Below are 16,918 nucleotides of genomic sequence, written 5' to 3'. Positions count from 1 at the left end.
GCGCCGTCGGCGGACTGCCGGGGCGTGCCGCCACGAGTGACCGGACGACGAGTGAAGGGGGCCCGACCGTGCGAGAGCGCACCGCTGTCGCCGCCGCCCCCTGGTCGCGGTACGACGTGATCCTGGTGTCTTCGTAGGCCCGGTGCCCGCTGCGCGGCCGGCACCGGTCGCTTCCGTGACGAGACGTCACCCCCCTCTTCTCTCTCTGTGCTGCCCTGTCCGGCCGTGGTGCCGGGCCGACGCGGCGTGCCGTCAACCGGCACGGGGGGTGCCCGGCCGTGTCCGGGTATGCCGTGTCGGTCTTCGTTCACGGGGAATCGCGCCCGCCCATGACACGTTTCACCGCCAGAAAGGCCACGGGCCGTGCGTACCACCGACCCACGTCACCGCTCCGGCACCACCGCCGCAGCCACCGCTGCCGCCTCCACCGCTTCCGCCGCTCTGGGCGCCGTGCGGAACCTCGGCATCCTCGCCCACGTGGACGCCGGGAAGACCACCGTGATTGAGCGCGTCCTGTACCTGACGGGCGCCGTGCACAAGCGGGGCGAGGTCCACGACGGCACCACCGTCACCGACTTCGACGCACAGGAACGCGACCGGGGCATCACCATCTTCGCCGCCGCCGTCAGCTGCGTCTGGAACGGCCACCGGATCAACCTCATCGACACCCCCGGGCATGTGGACTTCTCCGACGAGGTGACGCGTTCGCTGCGCGTCCTGGACGGGGCGGTCGCCGTGTTCGACGCGGTGGCCGGGGTGGAGCCGCAGAGCGAGGCCGTGTGGCGGGAGGCCGACCGGCACGGGGTGCCGCGTATCGCGTTCGTCAACAAGATGGACCGGGCGGGCGCCGACCTGGACGCGGCTGCCGTGTCCATCCGGGAGAGGCTCGCCGTGGTGCCGCTGGTGGCGCAGCTGCCGGTCGGCCGGGAGGACGGCTTCACCGGGGTCGTGAACCTCGTGCGGATGCGGGCCCTGCTGTGGTCCGACGGGCGCGACGGGTACGAGGAGGTGCCCGTGCCGGAGGGGCTGCGGGACGAGGCGGCGCGGCGGCGCGCGCTGCTGGAGGAGGCGGTGGCGGAGCTGCACCCGGCCGCCCTGGAGGAGTTCTGCTCCACGTCGGCGCTCTCCGACGGCACGCTGGCGGCGGCGCTGCGGGACCTGACCCGGGAGGGTGCCGGTGTCGTGGTGCTGTGCGGTGCGGCGTACCGGAACCGGGGGATCGAGCCGCTGCTGGACGCCGTGGTGGCGTATCTGCCGTCGCCGGTGGACGTGCCGCCGGTGCGGGGGACGCTGGGCGAGGCGGTGGAGGAGCGGGCGGCCGACCCGGCGGCGCCGTTCGCCGCGCTGGCGTTCAAGGTGCAGGCGACGGCGACCGGTCGGCTGACGTTCCTGCGGGTGTACTCGGGAACGCTGGACAAGGGGGACGCGGTGCTGGACACGGGTGCGGGGCGCGCCGAGCGGGTCGGCCGGATTCTGCGGGTGCAGGCGGACCGGCACGCCGAGGCCGAGCGGGCGGTCGCGGGGGACATCGTGGCCGTCGTCGGGCTGAAGGCGGCGCGCGCGGGTACGACGCTGTGCGCGCCGGGCGCGCCGCTGGTGCTGGAACCGCCGGACGCGGCCGAGCCGGTCGTGTCCGTCGCCGTCGAGGCGCGGCGGTCGCTCGACACGGAGCGGCTGGCGGCGGCGCTGGCCCGGCTCGTCGAGGAGGACCCGTCGCTGGTGGTGCGGAGCGACCCGGAGACGGGGCAGACCGTGCTGTCCGGCATGGGCGAACTGCACCTTGAGGTGGCGGTGGAGAAGGTGCGCCGCGGCCACGGTCTCGAGGTCGCCGTGGGCCGGCCGCGCGTGGCGTACCGGGAGACGGTCGTGCGGGGTGTGTCGGGGCTGGTGTACCGGCATGTCAAACAGGACGGCGGCGCCGGGCAGTTCGCGCATGTCGTGCTGGACGTGGAGCCTCTGGAGGTGGCGCCGGGGACGGGCGGCGCGTTCGAGTTCCGGTCGGCGGTGACCGGGGGGCGGGTGCCGCAGGAGTTCGTCCGCGCCGTGGAGGCGGGCTGCCGGGACGCGCTCGCGGAGGGTCCGCTCGGCGGGCATCCGGTGACCGGGCTGCGGGTGACGCTGACGGACGGGGCGGCGCACTCCAAGGACTCCTCGGAGCTCGCGTTCCGCGCGGCGGGCCGCTTCGGGCTGCGGGAGGCGCTGCGCTCGGCCGGGTCGGCGCTGCTGGAGCCGGTGGCGGAGGTCACGGTGACGGTGCCGGACGACGCGTTGGGCGGGGTGCTCGGTGACCTGGCGGCGCGGCGCGGCCGGGTCGGCGGGTCCACGGCACGGGCGGGCACGACGGCGGTGTCGGCGGTGGTGCCGATGGCTGAGCTGTTCGGCTACGCGACGCGGCTGCGCGGTCGTACGAAGGGCCGGGGCACGTTCACCGCCCGCCCGGCGGGTTACGCCCTCGTACCGGAGGGGGTGGCGGACCGGCTCGCGGGCGCCCGGTAGCCGTACCGGCGGCCCCGCCCACCCGCGTGGGTGCGGGTGGGCGGGGCCGCCGCCGGGGGCCGGTCGGTGGCCGGGGCTTGGGGTCGGGCCGGTGGCCGGGTGGCGTGGAGTTGGTCCGGTGGCCCGGGGGCGGGGGGGTCGGGCCGGTGGTCGGCTCAGCGGCGGACGCGCCAGTCGAAGGAGGTGCGCAGGGTGTGCGCGAGGGCCGGGTCGCGGACGGCGGCGGTGCGGTCCTCGACGGTGACGGTCAGCTTGTGCGAGCGGAAGTCGGCGGGGCGCAGGCCGAGTTCGGTGACGCGTACCTCGGTGCGGCCCGCCAGGTGGGGCAGTTCGCGGCCGTCCAGGGTCCAGCGGACGGTGAGCTGGTGGCCGTCCTGGCCGGTGAGGACCGGCACGTCGATGGCGGCCGCGTGGTCGCCGGTCAGGGTTGTACCGGCCGGGGTGAGGGCGGTGGCGGGGCGGGCGTGCCGGTAGAACCCGGCGATCATCGCCTCGACGCCCGGCAGGTTGAACGGCTTGCCCAGGTAGCGCATGACGGAGCCGTCGGTGGGCCGGTACAGGCCGCTCGTGTAGTAGCCGCCGCCCTCGTACGCGCCGACCGTGCCGCCGTCCGGGGACTCCTCGCCCAGCCAGCGGTACCACTTGGCGTGCCGCTCGGCCATGCGGGCGGCGTCCAGCGTGGACACGTTCGGCTCGCCGGGCTCCTGGCCGCTGTACCGCTCGTAGCCGGGTGTGCCCGGGTAGAAGTACTCGTCGGCGAGGTACCCGAGGGAGTGCCCGGTCTCGTGGACGGCGACCTGGCCGGACTTCTCGTTGCCCGCCGAAGCGGTGGCGATGCCCGCGTACCCGAGGGTCTTGCTCGGCTCGTTGTAGCCCGCGCCGCCGTACTTGGCGCTGTTGGCGAGGACCAGGACCAGGTCGGCCTCGGGGGCGAGGGCCGCGTACGCGTCCACCCGCTCCTGGTCGACGCACAGGAGCCGTTCGATGTCGCCGCACCAGAAGTACGAGCCGAGCGCGGTGTCCCGCACGGCGGCGCGGTCCGGGTCGCCGGTGACGCCGGACTCGCGGGAGACGGCGTCCACGGTCCACACGTTGAAGAGGTTCCGGTACGTCGTGTAGGGCTCGACGGCGGCCACGTCGGCCCATTTGGCGCGGGCGTCGGTGTGGAACCGGGCGAGTTCACCGGCGGTGTAGCCGTCGCCGATGACGACGACGTCGAGCCGGTCGGCCGTGGGGCCGTTGTCGATCACCTTGGTGACGGTGCCGTCGGCCTCGGCGGCGGCGCCGGTGAGCCGGGGCGCGGGCCGGTCCAGTCCGGCGGCGGGCACCTGGACATGGCCGGAACCGGCGACGGTGCCGTGTTCGGGGCCGGGTACCTCCACCTCCACCCGTTCGGTGAGGGCGGTCCGCTGGACGGTCTGCGGGGCGGGTGGTCCCGCGACGGCGGTGCCGGGTCCGGCGGCGAGCACGGCGGTGACGGCCACGGCCACACCGGCGGCCGTGAGGGATCTGCGCGGGGGGAAGGGGCGCACGGGGCCTCCTGGCGGCGAGGGTCGGAACGGACGGTGCGGGTCGGGGGAGGGCGGTGGGGTCGGGGCGGACGACGATCGGGAGCCGTACGGGAGTCGGGTGGGGAGCACAACGGCGATGCCGGACCCCGGAGTTAATCGCGAACTTAAGTCAGGTGAACCAGCCGCTTAATGTAGGGGTGCGCACGGGCGCCGCACAATGGTCCGGCACCCTGAATACTGGGGGCTCCCAGGGACCAGGGGGTAGTCATGGACGAACCGGCCGAGATCGGCCGCCGCGTACAACAACTGCGTGCGGAACGTGGTCTGACACAACGTCAGCTGGCCGAACCGTCGTACACGGCGGCGTACGTGTCCACGCTGGAGGCCGGCCGGGTGCGGCCCTCGGAGGCGGCGCTGCGCTTCCTCGCCGGGCGGCTCGGCACCTCGTACGAGGAGCTGGCCACCGGCCGCCCCGCCCGTCTGGCGACCGAGCTGCGCCTGGGGCTGACCGACGCGCAGCGAGTGCTGGCCACCGGCTCCGCCGCCGAGGCCACCGAGCGGTACGGGCGGCTCCTCGCCGACGCCGAACGCCACGACCTGGTGCCCGAGCGGGCTGAGGCGCACCTGGGGCTCGGGGACTGCGCCCTGGAGACGGGTGACCTGGCGGGCGCCGCGCGGCACTTCACGGAGGCGGAGCGGCTCCTCGCCGACGAGCCGCTGCCGCGCCGGGCGCGGGCGGTGCGGGGGCGGGCGGTCGCCCATCTGCTCGCCGGTGAACTGCGGTACGCCTGCTACCTGCTCGAGTCCGCCATCGACGAGCTGACGGGCGGCGGGATGGCCGATCCGGAGGCGCTGGTGATGCTGTACGCGGCGGCGATCGGCCCGTACATCGACATGGGCGCGCACGCACGGGCGGCGCACGCGGCGGAGCTGGCGCTGGCCCTGGCGCCGCGGGTGGACGACCCGGCGCTGGTGGCGGGCATGCACCGGCAGGTCGCGCGGACGTTCCTCGCGGAGGGGCGCATCGCCGACGCGGACGCCTCGCTGGCGAAGGCCCAGGCGATGTACCGGCAGCTCCGGCTGGGCACCGATCTAGCCCACTGCCACTGGATGCGCGGCTACGTCAAGGCGCAGAGCGGCGAACTGGAGGCGGCGGAGCGGGAGTTGCGTACCGCGCGGGACATGCTGGCGGCGCGGCGCGCGGCGCTGTACACGGCGCAGGTGGAGGTGGAGCTGGCGGACGTGCTGCGGCGGCTCGGCCGGTACGAGGAGGCCGCCGCGCTGCTGTCGCCGGTGCTGGACCTGGACGACGGGCGCGGCGCGGTGCACGCGGGCGGGGCGCACCGGCTGCTGGGACTCATCGCCGAGGAGCGGGGCGACCTGGAGGGCGCGGAGGAGCACTACGTGCGGGCGCTCGGCCTGCTGGAGCGGAGCGGGGCGACGGGCGACCTGGCGGACCTGTGCCGGCTGCTGGGCGATCTGCTGCGCCGTACGGGGCGGGTGGAGGCCGCGCTCGACGCGTACCGGACGGGGCTGGGCCACCGGGCGGCGCCGGGGACGACGACGCTTGGCCCCGCACCGGCCGCGCCCGCCGCTCCCCCGTTCCGCGCGACCTGAGGGGGCGCCGCCTTCACGGCCCGTCAGTGCGCGGCGGCGAGCGGCGGGTCGGGCGGCGGTCGGGCACGGACCGGGCAGCAGGCGGGGCGGCGGGTCGGGCTGCGTTCCGGACGGCCGGACCATCGGAGGGAGGCATTCCGCCGCTGGATACGATGCGCCCGAACGAGCGTACGACCCGAAAGGCGCCGCCATGTCCGGCCCGAGAACCACCGGCAACCCCGCACCGCCCGACGGCTCGGCACCGCCGGACCCGTCGCACCGCCCCTGGTGGCGGACGAACCGGGCCAGGGCCGGGTTCGTCGCCGCGGTGCCGCTGCTGGGGCTGATCGCACCCGGTCTCGGGGTGGCCGCGCTGGTCGCGGCGCTGGTCCTCGTGTGGCGAGGCAGCCCGTGGCCGAGGGCCGGGAAGATCGCGGCGACGGTGGGCGCGATGGCGCTGCTCGGCTCGGTGATGCCCGAACCGGAGGACGCGGGGAAGCGGGAGACGGCGGCGGACTCCAAGCCCGCGAAGCCGAGCCCCTTCATGCTGCCCACGTCGCTCCCGTCACGTCCGCAGCCGTCGCGGCCGCCGGAGCGGCCGCTTCCGGACCTGCGGGGCGAGCGGCTCGACGTGGCGTACTCGAAGGCGAGCAAGCGCGGGTACACCGTCGCGTACCACGACGCGTCCGACGAGGGGAAGGACATCATGGCCCGCTCCCTGTGGACGGTGTGCTTCCAGGAGACCGGCGGGGAGCCGGGGCGCCGGACGGTGGACTTCGCCGCCGTGCACTCCGGCGACCCGTGCCCGCCGTCGGACGGGGCGCCGATGCCGTGGCCGGTCATGCCCGAGCTGGTGTGGAAGACGTGGAAGACCGCCCGCGCGGAGGTCCTCGCGCTGGGCGTGGACGAGGACCGTCTCCGCGCGGACGAGGCGTACGTCAACGACTCGCTGCCCGACGAGGGCGAGTACGACCACTGGCGGGTGTGCCGGCACGACCCGGCGGAGGGCGCGAAGGTCCCGGACGACGCGTGGGTGACGCTGTATCTCTCGTCGCCGGACAACGGCTGTCCGGAGCCGGACCGTGGCACGGGCCGCGACGCGACCCTGCCGGACCGGGACGGGGACGGCGACCCCGACTACCGCGACCCGTACCCGGGGGACCGGAAGCGCACGTCCGACTGGCCGAACGGCTTCCCCGGCGGCTCGTCGGGCGGCTCCTCCGGCGGCGGGGACGGGGGCGGCTGGAGCCCCTGCCGGCACACCCGCTGGTGCTGACACAGCCGATACGGCTCCGGCCCGGCCCCCACAGGGAGGGGCCGGGCCGGAGCCGTATCGGGGGACGCGCGCTCAGGGGCGCGCGGGCGGGAGCGCGAGCGCCGGGCGGCGCGCGGGCCGGGAGCGCGGGTCAGGAGGCCGCGGCGGCGTCCTGTCCGGCGGCGCGCTTCTCCTTGATCCGGACGGCCTCCTTGCGGACCTCCGCCTGGGTGGCCCGCTCCTTCTGGAGCCACTCGGGGTTCTCGGCCTTCAGGGCCTCGATCTGGTCGGTGGTGAGCGCCTCGGTGACCCCGCCGCGGGCGAGGCCCGAGATGGAGACGCCGAGCCGGGCCGCGACCACGGGCCGGGGGTGCGGGCCGTTGCGCCGCAGCTCGCGCAGCCACTCGGGCGGGTCGGTCTGGAGGGCGTTCAGCTCGTCGCGCGAGACGGACCCCTCCTGGAACTCTGCGGGGGCGGCCTCGAGGTAGATCCCCAGCTTCTTCGCCGCGGTCGCGGGCTTCATCGTCTGGGGGGTGCGGTGCGACGTCATACGTCCAGGATATCGAGCATGTGCGCGGCTCCCGACCACGCCCGGTAACCTGGCCGGGTGACAGGCACGGAAGCACCCTCCTCGTTCAGGCTCGCGTACGTCCCGGGTGCGACACCCGCGAAGTGGGTGCGGATCTGGCAGGAGAGGCTGCCGGACGTGCCTCTGGACCTCGTGGCGGTGTCCGCCGCCGAGGCCGAGGACGCACTGCGCCGGGGCGACGCGGACGCCGGGCTCGTCCGGCTGCCGGTGGACCGTCCGTACTTCAGCGCGATCCCGCTGTACACGGAGACGACCGTCGTGGTCGTCCCCAAGGACCACGTGATCGCCGCCGTGGACGAGGTGACCGCCGCCGACCTCGCCGACGAGGTCGTGTTCCACCCGCTGGACGACACTCTCGCCTGGGAGAACCCGCCGGGTCGGCCCGGGTTCGAGCGGCCCGCGACGACGGCGGACGCCATCGAGCTGGTCGCGGCGAACGTGGGCCTGCTGATCGTGCCCCAGTCGCTGGCCCGCCTCCACCACCGCAGGGACCTCACGTACCGGACGGTCACGGACGTGCCCCAGTCGCAGGTGGCGCTCGCGTGGCCGGAGGAGCGGACGACGGACCGGGTGGAGGACTTCATCGGGATCGTGCGCGGACGGACGGTGAACAGCACCCGGGGCCGCAAGCCCGCCGAGGAGCCGAAGGCCAGGCGCGCCCCGGCCTCCGGCGCGGGAGCCGGTGCCTCCCAGCGGCGCGGCGGCGGTGGCGGGAAGCAGCAGGCGGGGAAGCCCGCACGGCGCGGCGGCGGTGGGGTCTCGCAGGGCGCCCGGCGGGGCAAGCCGCGCCGCCGTTCCTGACCGTTCCGTAACGTCGCGGCGTCTTCCGGGGCCCGGGCGCCGGTCAGAAGAGGTCCTTGAGTGACGAGACCAAGGCCGACAGCGTGAAGGCGGACGCGACGGCCGCGGCGGCCAGGGCCGCCGCCCCCAGGCGCCCCGCCGCCCCGTTCTTCACATGGTCCACCAGGTCCACGCGGCCGTTGACCATCTCGTGCCGGACGGCCAGGTCGTCCGTGTCGAAACCGCCGTCCAGCAGGACCGTGACGGCCGCGCCCTTCTTCCGCCGGATGAAGGAGGGCCGCACGAGGAAGGCGCTGCCCTCCAGCTCCACGTCCATCGGGTAGGACGACGCGGACGACTGGACGCTCAGCAGTTCGAGGACGGGGCGGCCGAAGTCGAAGGCGATGGGCCTGCCGCCGTGGAACTGGTCGCTCGTGATGTCGCGGCGACCCGCGTTGCGCAGGTAGATCGTCACGGCCCTCGGCTCCCCGAGGCGCACGCCCTGGTGGCTCACCGACACGTTCCCGCTGTGGTCGCTGGGGAGCAGCAGGGAGTTCGAGACGACCTCGTAGGTGATGCGGCAGCGGCGCAGGCTCGCGTTCTTGGTCGCCCACGCGGTGAGGAGCCCGACCGCCAGGGTGGCGACTACCCCCACGACCATCCACGTGACTTCCTTGGCGTACCACTCGGCGGACTCGGCGGCTAGCGTCATGGCCAGGGATTCAACCACACAACTGGCCTGCGGGTTCGGGGCGTTGGCCGCACCTCGGGGCACCCCGCCGCGCCGGGTTCCACCGGCCGCACCGACAGGCGGCGAAATGTCCGGATCACATGCTTTGATGGGCGCATGGTGCTTCTCGTCGGCACATCGGGGTGGCAGTACCGGGACTGGCGCGGCGTCCTCTACGCGGCGGGGACGCCTCAGCGGCTGTGGCTGGAGGAGTACGCGGCGGCCTTCGCGACCGTCGAGGTCAACAACGCGTTCTACCGGCTGCCGACGTACGGGACGTTCGAGGCGTGGCGGGAGCGGACCCCGCCGGACTTCGTGGTCGCCGTGAAGGCCAGCCGGTTCCTGACGCATGTGAAGCGGCTGCGGGACCCGGAGGAGCCGGTGGGGCGGCTGATGGAACACGCGGCCGGGCTCGGGGACCGGCTCGGACCCGTACTGCTCCAGCTGCCGCCGACACTGCGGGCCGACGCGGGGCTCCTCGGCGCGTGCCTCGCCGCCTTCCCGGCAGGGGTGCGGGTCGCGGTGGAGCCGCGCCACCCGTCGTGGTGGACGGACGCGGTGCGGGGCGTGCTGGAGGCGCGGGGCGCCGCGCTGTGCTGGGCGGATGTGCGGGCGCGGCCGGTGACGCCGCTGTGGCGGACGGCGGACTGGGGGTACGTGCGGTTCCACCAGGGGCGGGCCCGGCCGTGGCCGCGCTACGGGCGCAGGTCCCTGGAGACCTGGGCGGGGCGGATCGCCGAGACCTGGCCGGACGGACGGGACGTGTACGCGTACTTCAACAACGACCCGAACGGCGCGGCGCTCGCGGACGCCCTGGTCTTCGCGGGCGCGGCGCGCACGGCCGGGCTGGCCGTCACGCGGACACCGCCGCGCCTGCCGCCCGGCGGTTAGGGCGGTGCCCGGCCGAGGAGCGGGACGGCGCATCCTACCGGGCGGAGCGCGGCCTGGCCGGGTCCGGTGCGCCGGACGGGCCGGATCCCCGGAAGGTGGCGCGCGCCCGGATTCCCGGCTCGTACGGTGCTCGGCAAGAGGCGACCGGGAGGGCTGTGAGGACAAGGCAGAGCGGCGGCGGGTCATCGCCGAGGCGGAGGTGGAACGCGAGCGTCTCCTGCCGCTGCGCGAGGAGGCGACGCGGACGACGATCGGCATGCTGCGGCACAGCGCGCCGGCCGAGCCGCCGGATCTCGTGCCGTATCTGAACCTGGCGTACCTCCTCGGGGTGCGCCACCAGCGGGGCGACGACGGCCTGATGGCGTTCGCGCTGTCCCTGTCGAACTGGGCGACGGCGGCCATCAAGGACGTCGCCGCGCAGACGGGCCGCACGGTGCAGGAGGTCCTCGACCAGTACGAGACGGAGCTGATGGAGGCCCGGATGGCCCAGGAGGCCGAGGCGGCGGCGGATTCCGCGGCGGAGCCGGGAGCGGGGGCGGCAGAGGCGGATGCGGGGAAGCCGGATGGGGGCAAGCCGGATGGGGTGGAGGAGTGAGCGGGCGGATGAGTGAGCGGGCGGCCGGGGGCCGGTGTCCTGGCGGGACGGCCGGCCCCCGGCGCGTACCGCCCTACGCGCCGTCGGTGAGGCGGGCGAAGACGACGACGTTGTCGGAGCAGTACCGCCTCGACTCGTCGTGCCGGCCGCCGCAGGTGATGAGGCGCAGACCGGCGTGGTCGGTGTTCTTGTAGACCTCGACGGTGGGGAACCGGTTCTTCGGGTACTGGCCGACGCGCTCGACGGTGAACTCGGCGGTGGTGCCGTCCTCGCGGTCGACGCGGATCTTCTCGCCGCGCTTCATCGCGGAGAGCCGGTGGAACACGGACGGCTTGCCGTTCCAGCTGACGTGTCCGACGATGACGGCCGGGCCCTTGGCACCGGGGGCGGGGCCGGGGACGTACCAGCCCGCCTTGTCGGGGTCGCGGGGTGTCTCCATGGTGCCGCCCTTCCGCTGGCCGAGGCGCTCCGGGGTGGAGGTGACGCCGAGGGACGGGATGGAGACGGCGCGCGGTGCGGTTGCGCCTCTCCGCGGCTCGCCGAGGCGCTCGGCGTGCGGGCGGGCCCGTTCGGGAGCGGGGGCCGGGGCGGGGGGCGGTACGGAGGACGGGACGGGGGCCGGGGCGGGGCCGACCGCCCTGCCGCGCGCCTCGGGCCCGCCCGCCACCGACGGCCAGACGCGCAGGCGATGGCCGGCGGCCTCGTCGAGGGTCACGGGGGCGCCGCGCTGCTCGGCCAGCCGGCCCTCCTCGCGGCCGAGGGCGGCCACGTCGTCCCAGCCGGGGGTGAGGACGACGGCGAGTTCCGCGCCCCCGACGCGCAGTCCGCGCACCGTGGTGTCCTGGCGATCGGTCATGTCCGCTCCCGTCGTCGACGCAGCCTCGGGTACGTACGGGGCGGGAGGGGGGTTCAGGGCGCCCGCTCGGGCCCTCGACGGCGGCGCGGACTGCACAGGTTGAACGCGGAACGTGGTGGTCCGTCCGGGTCCGCGACGTTCCTGCGGCTTGTGGGGCGCGGGAGTTGCTTGTGTGTGACGCCTTGACGGCCACCGTGTGACGCCACTTAAATCAAGCCGCGAGTTAAGCAGCGAGTCGTGTTCAAGCGGTGAACGAAGGCCTCAGACCGTACGGCCGGTCGTTCCGGCGCCTCCCCCGCTCCATCGCCGACACCGCACGCACGGTCCGACCGTCCACCGTCCACCGTCCACCGTCCGTCGCCCGTCCCGTCCTGCCCCACCCCGTGCCGCGCCCCGTCGGGCGGCGCGCCCACCCCCCTGGGAAGGAGCACCATGCGCACCACCCCACGCGGAAGGCCCCGCCGCCTCGTCGCCTCGCTGGTGGCCTGCGTCCTCGCCGCCGGCGCTCTCGTCGCCGTCGGCCCCGGCACGGCACAGGCCGCGAACGAGCGCGTCGACGTGTGGCTGACCACCACGTCGGACGCCTCGGGCCGCACCGTCACCCGCGGTCTCGCCCCGCAGGCGCCGCTCGCGTTCGGCCCGGCCGGTGGCACGGCCGCGCACACGATCACGGTGGACGAGGGCACCACGTACCAGCAGTTCGAGGGCGGCGGCGCGTCCATCACCGACACGACCGCCTATCTGCTGCGCGGCGGCGTCGTCAGCGCGGCCACCCGCGACACGGTGATGCGCAAGTTGTTCTCGCCGACGGACGGCATCGGCCTGTCGTTCGTGCGCAACCCGATCGGCGCGTCCGACCTGTCGCGTCCCGGCCACGTCTCGCTGGACGACACGTGCTGCGACCTGGCGGACTTCGGGGCGAACGGCTACGACACGGACGTCCGGCTCCTCACCGCGCAGGCCAAGCAGCTCAACCCGGCGCTGCGGGTGAAGGGCGTGCCGTGGAGCGCGCCCGGCTGGATGAAGGACAACGGGCGCATGGACCAGATGGGCTGGCTGAAGTGGGAGCACTACCCCACGTACGCCCAGTACCTCGTCAAGTACGTGCAGAGCTACCAGGCCGCGGGCATCAAGGTCGACTACCTGTCGGTGCAGAACGAGCCCAACTGCTGCCGCGCCGACAACCCGGCCGCCATGGACTACCCGGGCATGAACTGGAACCCGTCCGGTCTCGTCGAGTTCACCAAGAACCACGTGTACCCGGCGCTCCGCGCGGCCGGGCTCACCACCAGGGTGCTGGTGCACGACTGGAACTACGGCGACTACGCGAACTTCGGCGCTGCCGTGCTGGCCGACCCGGGGGTGCGCGAGGACCCGCTGTTCGGCGGGATCGCCTGGCACGGCTACTTCGGCGACCCGGCCGTCGGCAGCCAGGTCCACGACCAGTACCCGGCGGTACGGCAGTTCAGCACCGAGCACTCGGGCGGCACCTGGGTGGCGAACCAGCACAACGAGGACCTCGCGGACATCGTCGGCTACGCCCGCAACTGGAGCGGCAGCCTGGTCAAGTGGAGCCTGGCACTCAACCAGAACATGGGCCCGCACAACGGCGGCTGCGGCACCTGCACCGGGCTGGTCACCGTGCAGGAGGGCGGCGCGCGGGCCGGTCAGGTGGACTACACGATCGAGTACTACACGACCGGCCACCTCACCAAGTTCGTCCGCCCGGGCGCGTACCGGATCGCCTCCACCGCCAACAGCACCGTGCAGAACGTCGCGTGGCGCAACCCGGACGGCTCCAAGGCGCTCATCGCGCACAACGGCGGCACGAACGCGCAGTCGGTGCGGGTGAACTGGGGCGACCAGTCCTTCACGTACACCCTCCCGGCCCGCACCACCGCCACGTTCACCTGGACCGGCACGCCGGGCGACGGCGCCCCGGCGGACGGCGCGTTCACCGGCCTGGCGGGCAAGTGCCTGGACGTCGCCGGGGGTTCCGGCGCCGACGGCACGCCCGTGCAGCTGTACACGTGCAACGGCACGGCGGCGCAGCGCTGGACGCTCGCGGCGGACGGCAGCGTACGGGCGCTCGGCAAGTGCCTGGACGTGACGGGCGGTTCGACGGCGGACGGCGCGGCGGTCCAGCTGTACACGTGCAACGGGACCGGCGCCCAACGCTGGTCGTACAACGCCGCCACCCGGGACCTGGTGAACACGGCGGCCGACAAGTGCCTGGACGTGCGGGACCGGTCGTCGGCGGACGGGGCCCGCACCCAGATCTGGACCTGCACGGGCGGCGACAACCAGAAGTGGACCCACCGCCCCTCCTGACCCCCGGACCGCCCAGGCCGTCCCCCTCCTGACCCTCCGCCCCGCCAGGCCGTACCCCGCCTGGCCCCCGGCCCGGCACACCCGCCGGGCCCGCCTCCGAGACCCGTACCGGACGAGCGCCGAAGGAGCCTCCATGCCCGGACACCACCCACCCCACCCCCGCCGGGGCAGAGCGAGGACGGCGGTCCTCGCGGCCACGGCCGTGCTCGCCGGCCTCCTCGCGGGCGCGCCGCCCGTCACGGCCGCCGACGACCCGGCGCCCGTCGCCGTGGACCGGTTCGAGGGCGAGGTGCCGTTCGCGGAGCCGCCCGCCGACGGCATCTTCACCTGGGGCAGCGACGCCGACGACCGGCCCGCGCTGTCCCTCGCGGAGCGCCCCGACGCGCCCGAGGGGGCGAAGGTCCTCGAAGGCCGCTACGACATCAGCGGCTGGGGCGGCTTCAGCCACGAGTTCGCCACCGACCGGCCGGCCCCGGACTGGACCGCCCACAAGGGCATCCGGTTCTGGTGGTACGGGCAGAACACCGCTCCCCTGCCGCCCGGTTCGGGCAAGCGGATCCACTTCGAGATCAAGGACGGCGGCAGCAGCGGCGCCACGTCCGAGCTGTGGACGACGTCGTTCACCGACGACTGGCAGGGCTGGCACCTGGTCGAGATCCCGTTCTCCGACTTCGTCTACCGGGCCGACTACCAGCCGGTCGGCGGCATCGACCAGGTCCTCGGGCTGAACGCGATGTGGGGGTACGCCTTCACCCTGCCGCCCGGCTCGCCCGGCACGTTCGCCGTGGACGGCGTCGAGCTGTACGGCAAGGCCGAGCCGGCCCTCACCGCGCGGGTGGTCGCCGACTCCGCCGTCCACCCCGTGGACGAAGGCGGCACCGCGCGGGTGAGGCTCTCCGTCGCCACCACCGGGTCGGGGCCGCTCACCGAACCGGTCACCGTCGCGTACACGACCGAAGGCGGCACGGCCCGGCCGGGTGAGGACTTCACGCCCGTCTCGGGCACGGTCACCTTCCCCGCCGGGACGCCCTCCGGTGAGTCGCGCACGGTGGAGGTGCCGACCCTGCGCGACGGCGCGGCCGAGGCCGCCGAGACGGTACCCCTGCGGCTCACCGTGACCGGCGCCAAGGCGCCCGCCGAGACCCCGCAGGTCGTCCTGAACGCCCACGGCCTGCCGTACCTAGACGCGCGCCTGCCGGTGAAGAAGCGGGTCGCGGACCTGCTGAAGCGGATGTCGCTCGCCGAGAAGGCCGGGCAGATGACGCAGGCCGAGCGCAACGCGCTGCGCTCCCAGGGCGACATCGCCTCCCACGCGCTGGGCTCGCTGCTCTCCGGCGGCGGCTCCGTGCCGACCCCGAACACACCCGAGGCGTGGGCGCGGATGGTGGACGCCTACCAGCTGCGCGCGCAGGCGACCCGCTTCCAGATCCCGCTGATCTACGGCGTGGACGCGGTGCACGGCCACAACAACGTCGTCGGCGCGACGATCATGCCGCACAACATCGGCATAGGCGCCGGCCGCGACCCGGAGCTGGCGCGCCGCACCGGGGCGGTCACCGCGAAGGAGGTCCGCGCGACGGGCGTCCCGTGGGACTTCGCGCCGTGCCTGTGCGTGACGCGCGACGAGCGGTGGGGGCGGTCGTACGAGGCGTTCGGTGAGGACCCGGCGCTGGTCACGGCCATGACGACGGTCATCGAGGGCATGCAGGGCCGCGCCTCCGGCAAGGACCTGGCCCGCAACGACAAGGTGCTGACCAGCGCCAAGCACTTCGTCGGCGACGGCGGTACGGCCTTCGGCTCGTCGTCCACCGGCTCGTACACGATCGACCAGGGCGTCACGAGGGTCAGCCGCGAGGAGCTGGAGGCGGTGCACCTGGCGCCGTTCGCGGAGGCGGTGAAGCGCGGCACGGGCACAGTCATGCCGTCGTACTCGTCGCTCGACATCATCGGGGACGACGCGGGGCCGGTGAAGATGCACGCCGACGCGGCGATGATCAACGGGGTGCTGAAGGGCCGGATGGGCTTCGAGGGCTTCGTCATCAGCGACTGGCAGGCCATCGACCAGATCCCCGGCGACTACCCGAGCGATGTGCGCACCTCGGTCAACGCCGGGCTCGACATGATCATGGTGCCGACGAACTACCAGGACTTCACCCGCATCCTCCAGGCGGAGGTGACGGCCGGCCGGATCAGCGAGGCTCGGATCGACGACGCGGTGTCACGCATCCTGACGCAGAAGTTCCGCCTCGGCCTGTTCGAGAAGCCGTACGCCGACACGACGCACCTCGCGGAGGTCGGCTCGCCCGCGCACCGCGCCGTCGCCCGGGAGGCGGCCGCCAAGTCGCAGGTGCTGCTGAAGAACGACGGAGGGGTGCTGCCGCTGAAGGCGTCGCAGAAGGTGTACGTCGCCGGGTCCAACGCGGACGACCTGGGCAGCCAGGCGGGCGGCTGGACGATCAGCTGGCAGGGGTCGTCCGGGGCGATCACCACCGGCACGACGATCCTGGAGGGCATGCGGAAGGCCGCCCCGGACGCGGGGATCACCTACTCGAAGGACGCGTCGGCGGACCTCGCCGGGCACGACGTGGGCGTGGTCGTCGTCGGTGAGACGCCGTACGCGGAGGGCGTCGGCGACGTCGGCAACGGCCATGACCTGGAGCTCTCGCCCGCCGACAAGGCGGCCGTGGACCGGGTGTGCGCCGAGATGCCCTGCGCGGTCCTCGTCGTCTCGGGGCGCCCGCAGCTGATCGGGGACCGGCTCGCCGCCATCGACGCGCTGGTCGCGTCGTGGCTGCCCGGCACCGAGGGCGACGGCGTGGCCGACGTGCTGTACGGGAAGCGGCCGTTCACCGGGCGACTGCCCGTGACGTGGCCGAAGTCGGAGGCGCAGCTGCCGGTGAACGTCGGCGACGCCGTGTACGACCCGCAGTTCCCGTACGGCTGGGGCCTGACCACCCTGTCGGCACCGGTGCGGGGCGGTGAGACGACGCTGAGGGTACTCGGCGCCGGTGCCCGTGCTCTGGAGGCGGCCGGGCGCGGTGAATCCCCGGCGGCGCGTGAACTGGTCGGCAAGGCGCGGCTGCTCGTCCAGCAGAAGATGGGCGGCGGCATCACCGCGGCGTCCGCGAAGCCGTTCGCCGAGGCGGACCAGCTGCTGCTGCGGGGCAAGCCGTCGGCGGCGATGGCGAAGCTGACGGAGGCGTACCGGGCCTCCTGACGCCCTGACACCACACCCGTCCGGGGTGCCGCCCGCCGCTCGCGGGTGGCGCCCCGGACGTGTTCGCGCGG

The 16,918-nt window shown here is 74.5% G+C and carries 12 protein-coding genes; 8 read left to right on the top strand and 4 right to left on the bottom strand.

All coding sequences use genetic code 11. The features are described from left to right. The first annotated feature begins 441 nt into the window (after nt 1-441). On the top strand, nt 442-2,496 hold the full coding sequence (gene fusA / locus J116_RS26380) for an elongation factor G (RefSeq protein ID WP_028964554.1): 2,055 nt from the start codon (nt 442-444) through the stop codon (nt 2,494-2,496). 155 nt (nt 2,497-2,651) lie between these two features. Here the strand turns inward: fusA and J116_RS26375 are convergent, their stop codons facing one another. Beyond that, on the bottom strand, nt 2,652-4,028 hold the full coding sequence (locus J116_RS26375; RefSeq protein WP_023590085.1) for a M64 family metallopeptidase: 1,377 nt from the start codon (nt 4,026-4,028) through the stop codon (nt 2,652-2,654). 246 nt (nt 4,029-4,274) lie between these two features. Between J116_RS26375 and J116_RS26370 the strand changes: the two genes are divergently transcribed. Together J116_RS26370 and J116_RS26365 are read left to right on the top strand one after the other, a co-directional pair. Continuing rightward, nucleotides 4,275-5,624 (top strand): helix-turn-helix domain-containing protein, encoded by a 1,350-nt coding sequence (locus tag J116_RS26370; RefSeq protein WP_023590084.1) that lies wholly within the window; start codon nt 4,275-4,277, stop codon nt 5,622-5,624. Between the two features lie 190 nt (nt 5,625-5,814). Beyond that, complete coding sequence (locus tag J116_RS26365; RefSeq protein ID WP_023590083.1) at nt 5,815-6,879, top strand: PASTA domain-containing protein; 1,065 nt, start codon at nt 5,815-5,817, stop codon at nt 6,877-6,879. A gap of 130 nt (nt 6,880-7,009) precedes the next feature. On the opposite strand, the gene J116_RS26360 is transcribed toward J116_RS26365, so the two are convergent. Next, nucleotides 7,010-7,408, bottom strand: coding sequence for a DUF5997 family protein (locus J116_RS26360; RefSeq protein WP_023590082.1), 399 nt, complete (start codon nt 7,406-7,408; stop codon nt 7,010-7,012). 57 nt (nt 7,409-7,465) lie between these two features. Here J116_RS26360 and J116_RS26355 point away from each other — a divergent pair, with 57 nt between their 5' ends. Then, nucleotides 7,466-8,248 (top strand): LysR family transcriptional regulator substrate-binding protein, encoded by a 783-nt coding sequence (locus J116_RS26355; protein ID WP_023590081.1) that lies wholly within the window; start codon nt 7,466-7,468, stop codon nt 8,246-8,248. A gap of 43 nt (nt 8,249-8,291) precedes the next feature. Here J116_RS26355 and J116_RS26350 read toward each other — a convergent pair whose 3' ends face one another. Beyond that, nucleotides 8,292-8,939, bottom strand: a complete 648-nt coding sequence (locus tag J116_RS26350) for a hypothetical protein (RefSeq protein WP_023590080.1) — start codon at nt 8,937-8,939, stop codon at nt 8,292-8,294. 135 nt (nt 8,940-9,074) lie between these two features. Here J116_RS26350 and J116_RS26345 point away from each other — a divergent pair, with 135 nt between their 5' ends. Beyond that, complete coding sequence (locus J116_RS26345; RefSeq protein ID WP_023590079.1) at nt 9,075-9,848, top strand: DUF72 domain-containing protein; 774 nt, start codon at nt 9,075-9,077, stop codon at nt 9,846-9,848. A gap of 199 nt (nt 9,849-10,047) precedes the next feature. After that, nucleotides 10,048-10,443 (top strand): hypothetical protein, encoded by a 396-nt coding sequence (locus J116_RS26340; RefSeq protein ID WP_069818309.1) that lies wholly within the window; start codon nt 10,048-10,050, stop codon nt 10,441-10,443. 73 nt (nt 10,444-10,516) lie between these two features. Here the strand turns inward: J116_RS26340 and J116_RS29605 are convergent, their stop codons facing one another. Further along, nucleotides 10,517-11,299 carry a class F sortase gene (locus J116_RS29605; RefSeq protein WP_023590077.1) on the bottom strand — a complete coding sequence of 261 codons (783 nt, stop codon included), beginning with the start codon at nt 11,297-11,299 and terminating at the stop codon, nt 10,517-10,519. 432 nt (nt 11,300-11,731) lie between these two features. On the opposite strand from J116_RS29605, the gene J116_RS26330 reads away from it, so the two are divergent. Both J116_RS26330 and J116_RS26325 read left to right on the top strand, forming a co-directional pair. Further along, nucleotides 11,732-13,630, top strand: a complete 1,899-nt coding sequence (locus J116_RS26330) for a ricin-type beta-trefoil lectin domain protein (protein WP_023590076.1) — start codon at nt 11,732-11,734, stop codon at nt 13,628-13,630. Between the two features lie 133 nt (nt 13,631-13,763). Continuing rightward, nucleotides 13,764-16,847, top strand: a complete 3,084-nt coding sequence (locus tag J116_RS26325; RefSeq protein ID WP_028964552.1) for a glycoside hydrolase family 3 protein — start codon at nt 13,764-13,766, stop codon at nt 16,845-16,847. Nucleotides 16,848-16,918 lie beyond the last annotated feature (71 nt).

Source organism: Streptomyces thermolilacinus SPC6 (genome assembly GCF_000478605.2).
Taxonomy (GTDB): domain Bacteria; phylum Actinomycetota; class Actinomycetes; order Streptomycetales; family Streptomycetaceae; genus Streptomyces; species Streptomyces thermolilacinus.
The sequence above is the reverse complement of the archived record's forward strand: the minus strand, read 5'-3'. Positions and strand labels throughout refer to the sequence as shown.

Coding starts and splice junctions, on each gene's coding strand:
- J116_RS26370 (WP_023590084.1), top strand. CDS start 4,275: ATGGACGAACCGGCCGAGATCGGCCGCCGCGTACAACAACTGCGTGCG.
- J116_RS26365 (WP_023590083.1), top strand. CDS start 5,815: ATGTCCGGCCCGAGAACCACCGGCAACCCCGCACCGCCCGACGGCTCG.
- J116_RS26360 (WP_023590082.1), bottom strand. CDS start 7,408: ATGACGTCGCACCGCACCCCCCAGACGATGAAGCCCGCGACCGCGGCG.
- J116_RS26350 (WP_023590080.1), bottom strand. CDS start 8,939: ATGACGCTAGCCGCCGAGTCCGCCGAGTGGTACGCCAAGGAAGTCACG.
- J116_RS26345 (WP_023590079.1), top strand. CDS start 9,075: ATGGTGCTTCTCGTCGGCACATCGGGGTGGCAGTACCGGGACTGGCGC.
- J116_RS29605 (WP_023590077.1), bottom strand. CDS start 11,299: ATGACCGATCGCCAGGACACCACGGTGCGCGGACTGCGCGTCGGGGGC.
- J116_RS26330 (WP_023590076.1), top strand. CDS start 11,732: ATGCGCACCACCCCACGCGGAAGGCCCCGCCGCCTCGTCGCCTCGCTG.
- J116_RS26325 (WP_028964552.1), top strand. CDS start 13,764: ATGCCCGGACACCACCCACCCCACCCCCGCCGGGGCAGAGCGAGGACG.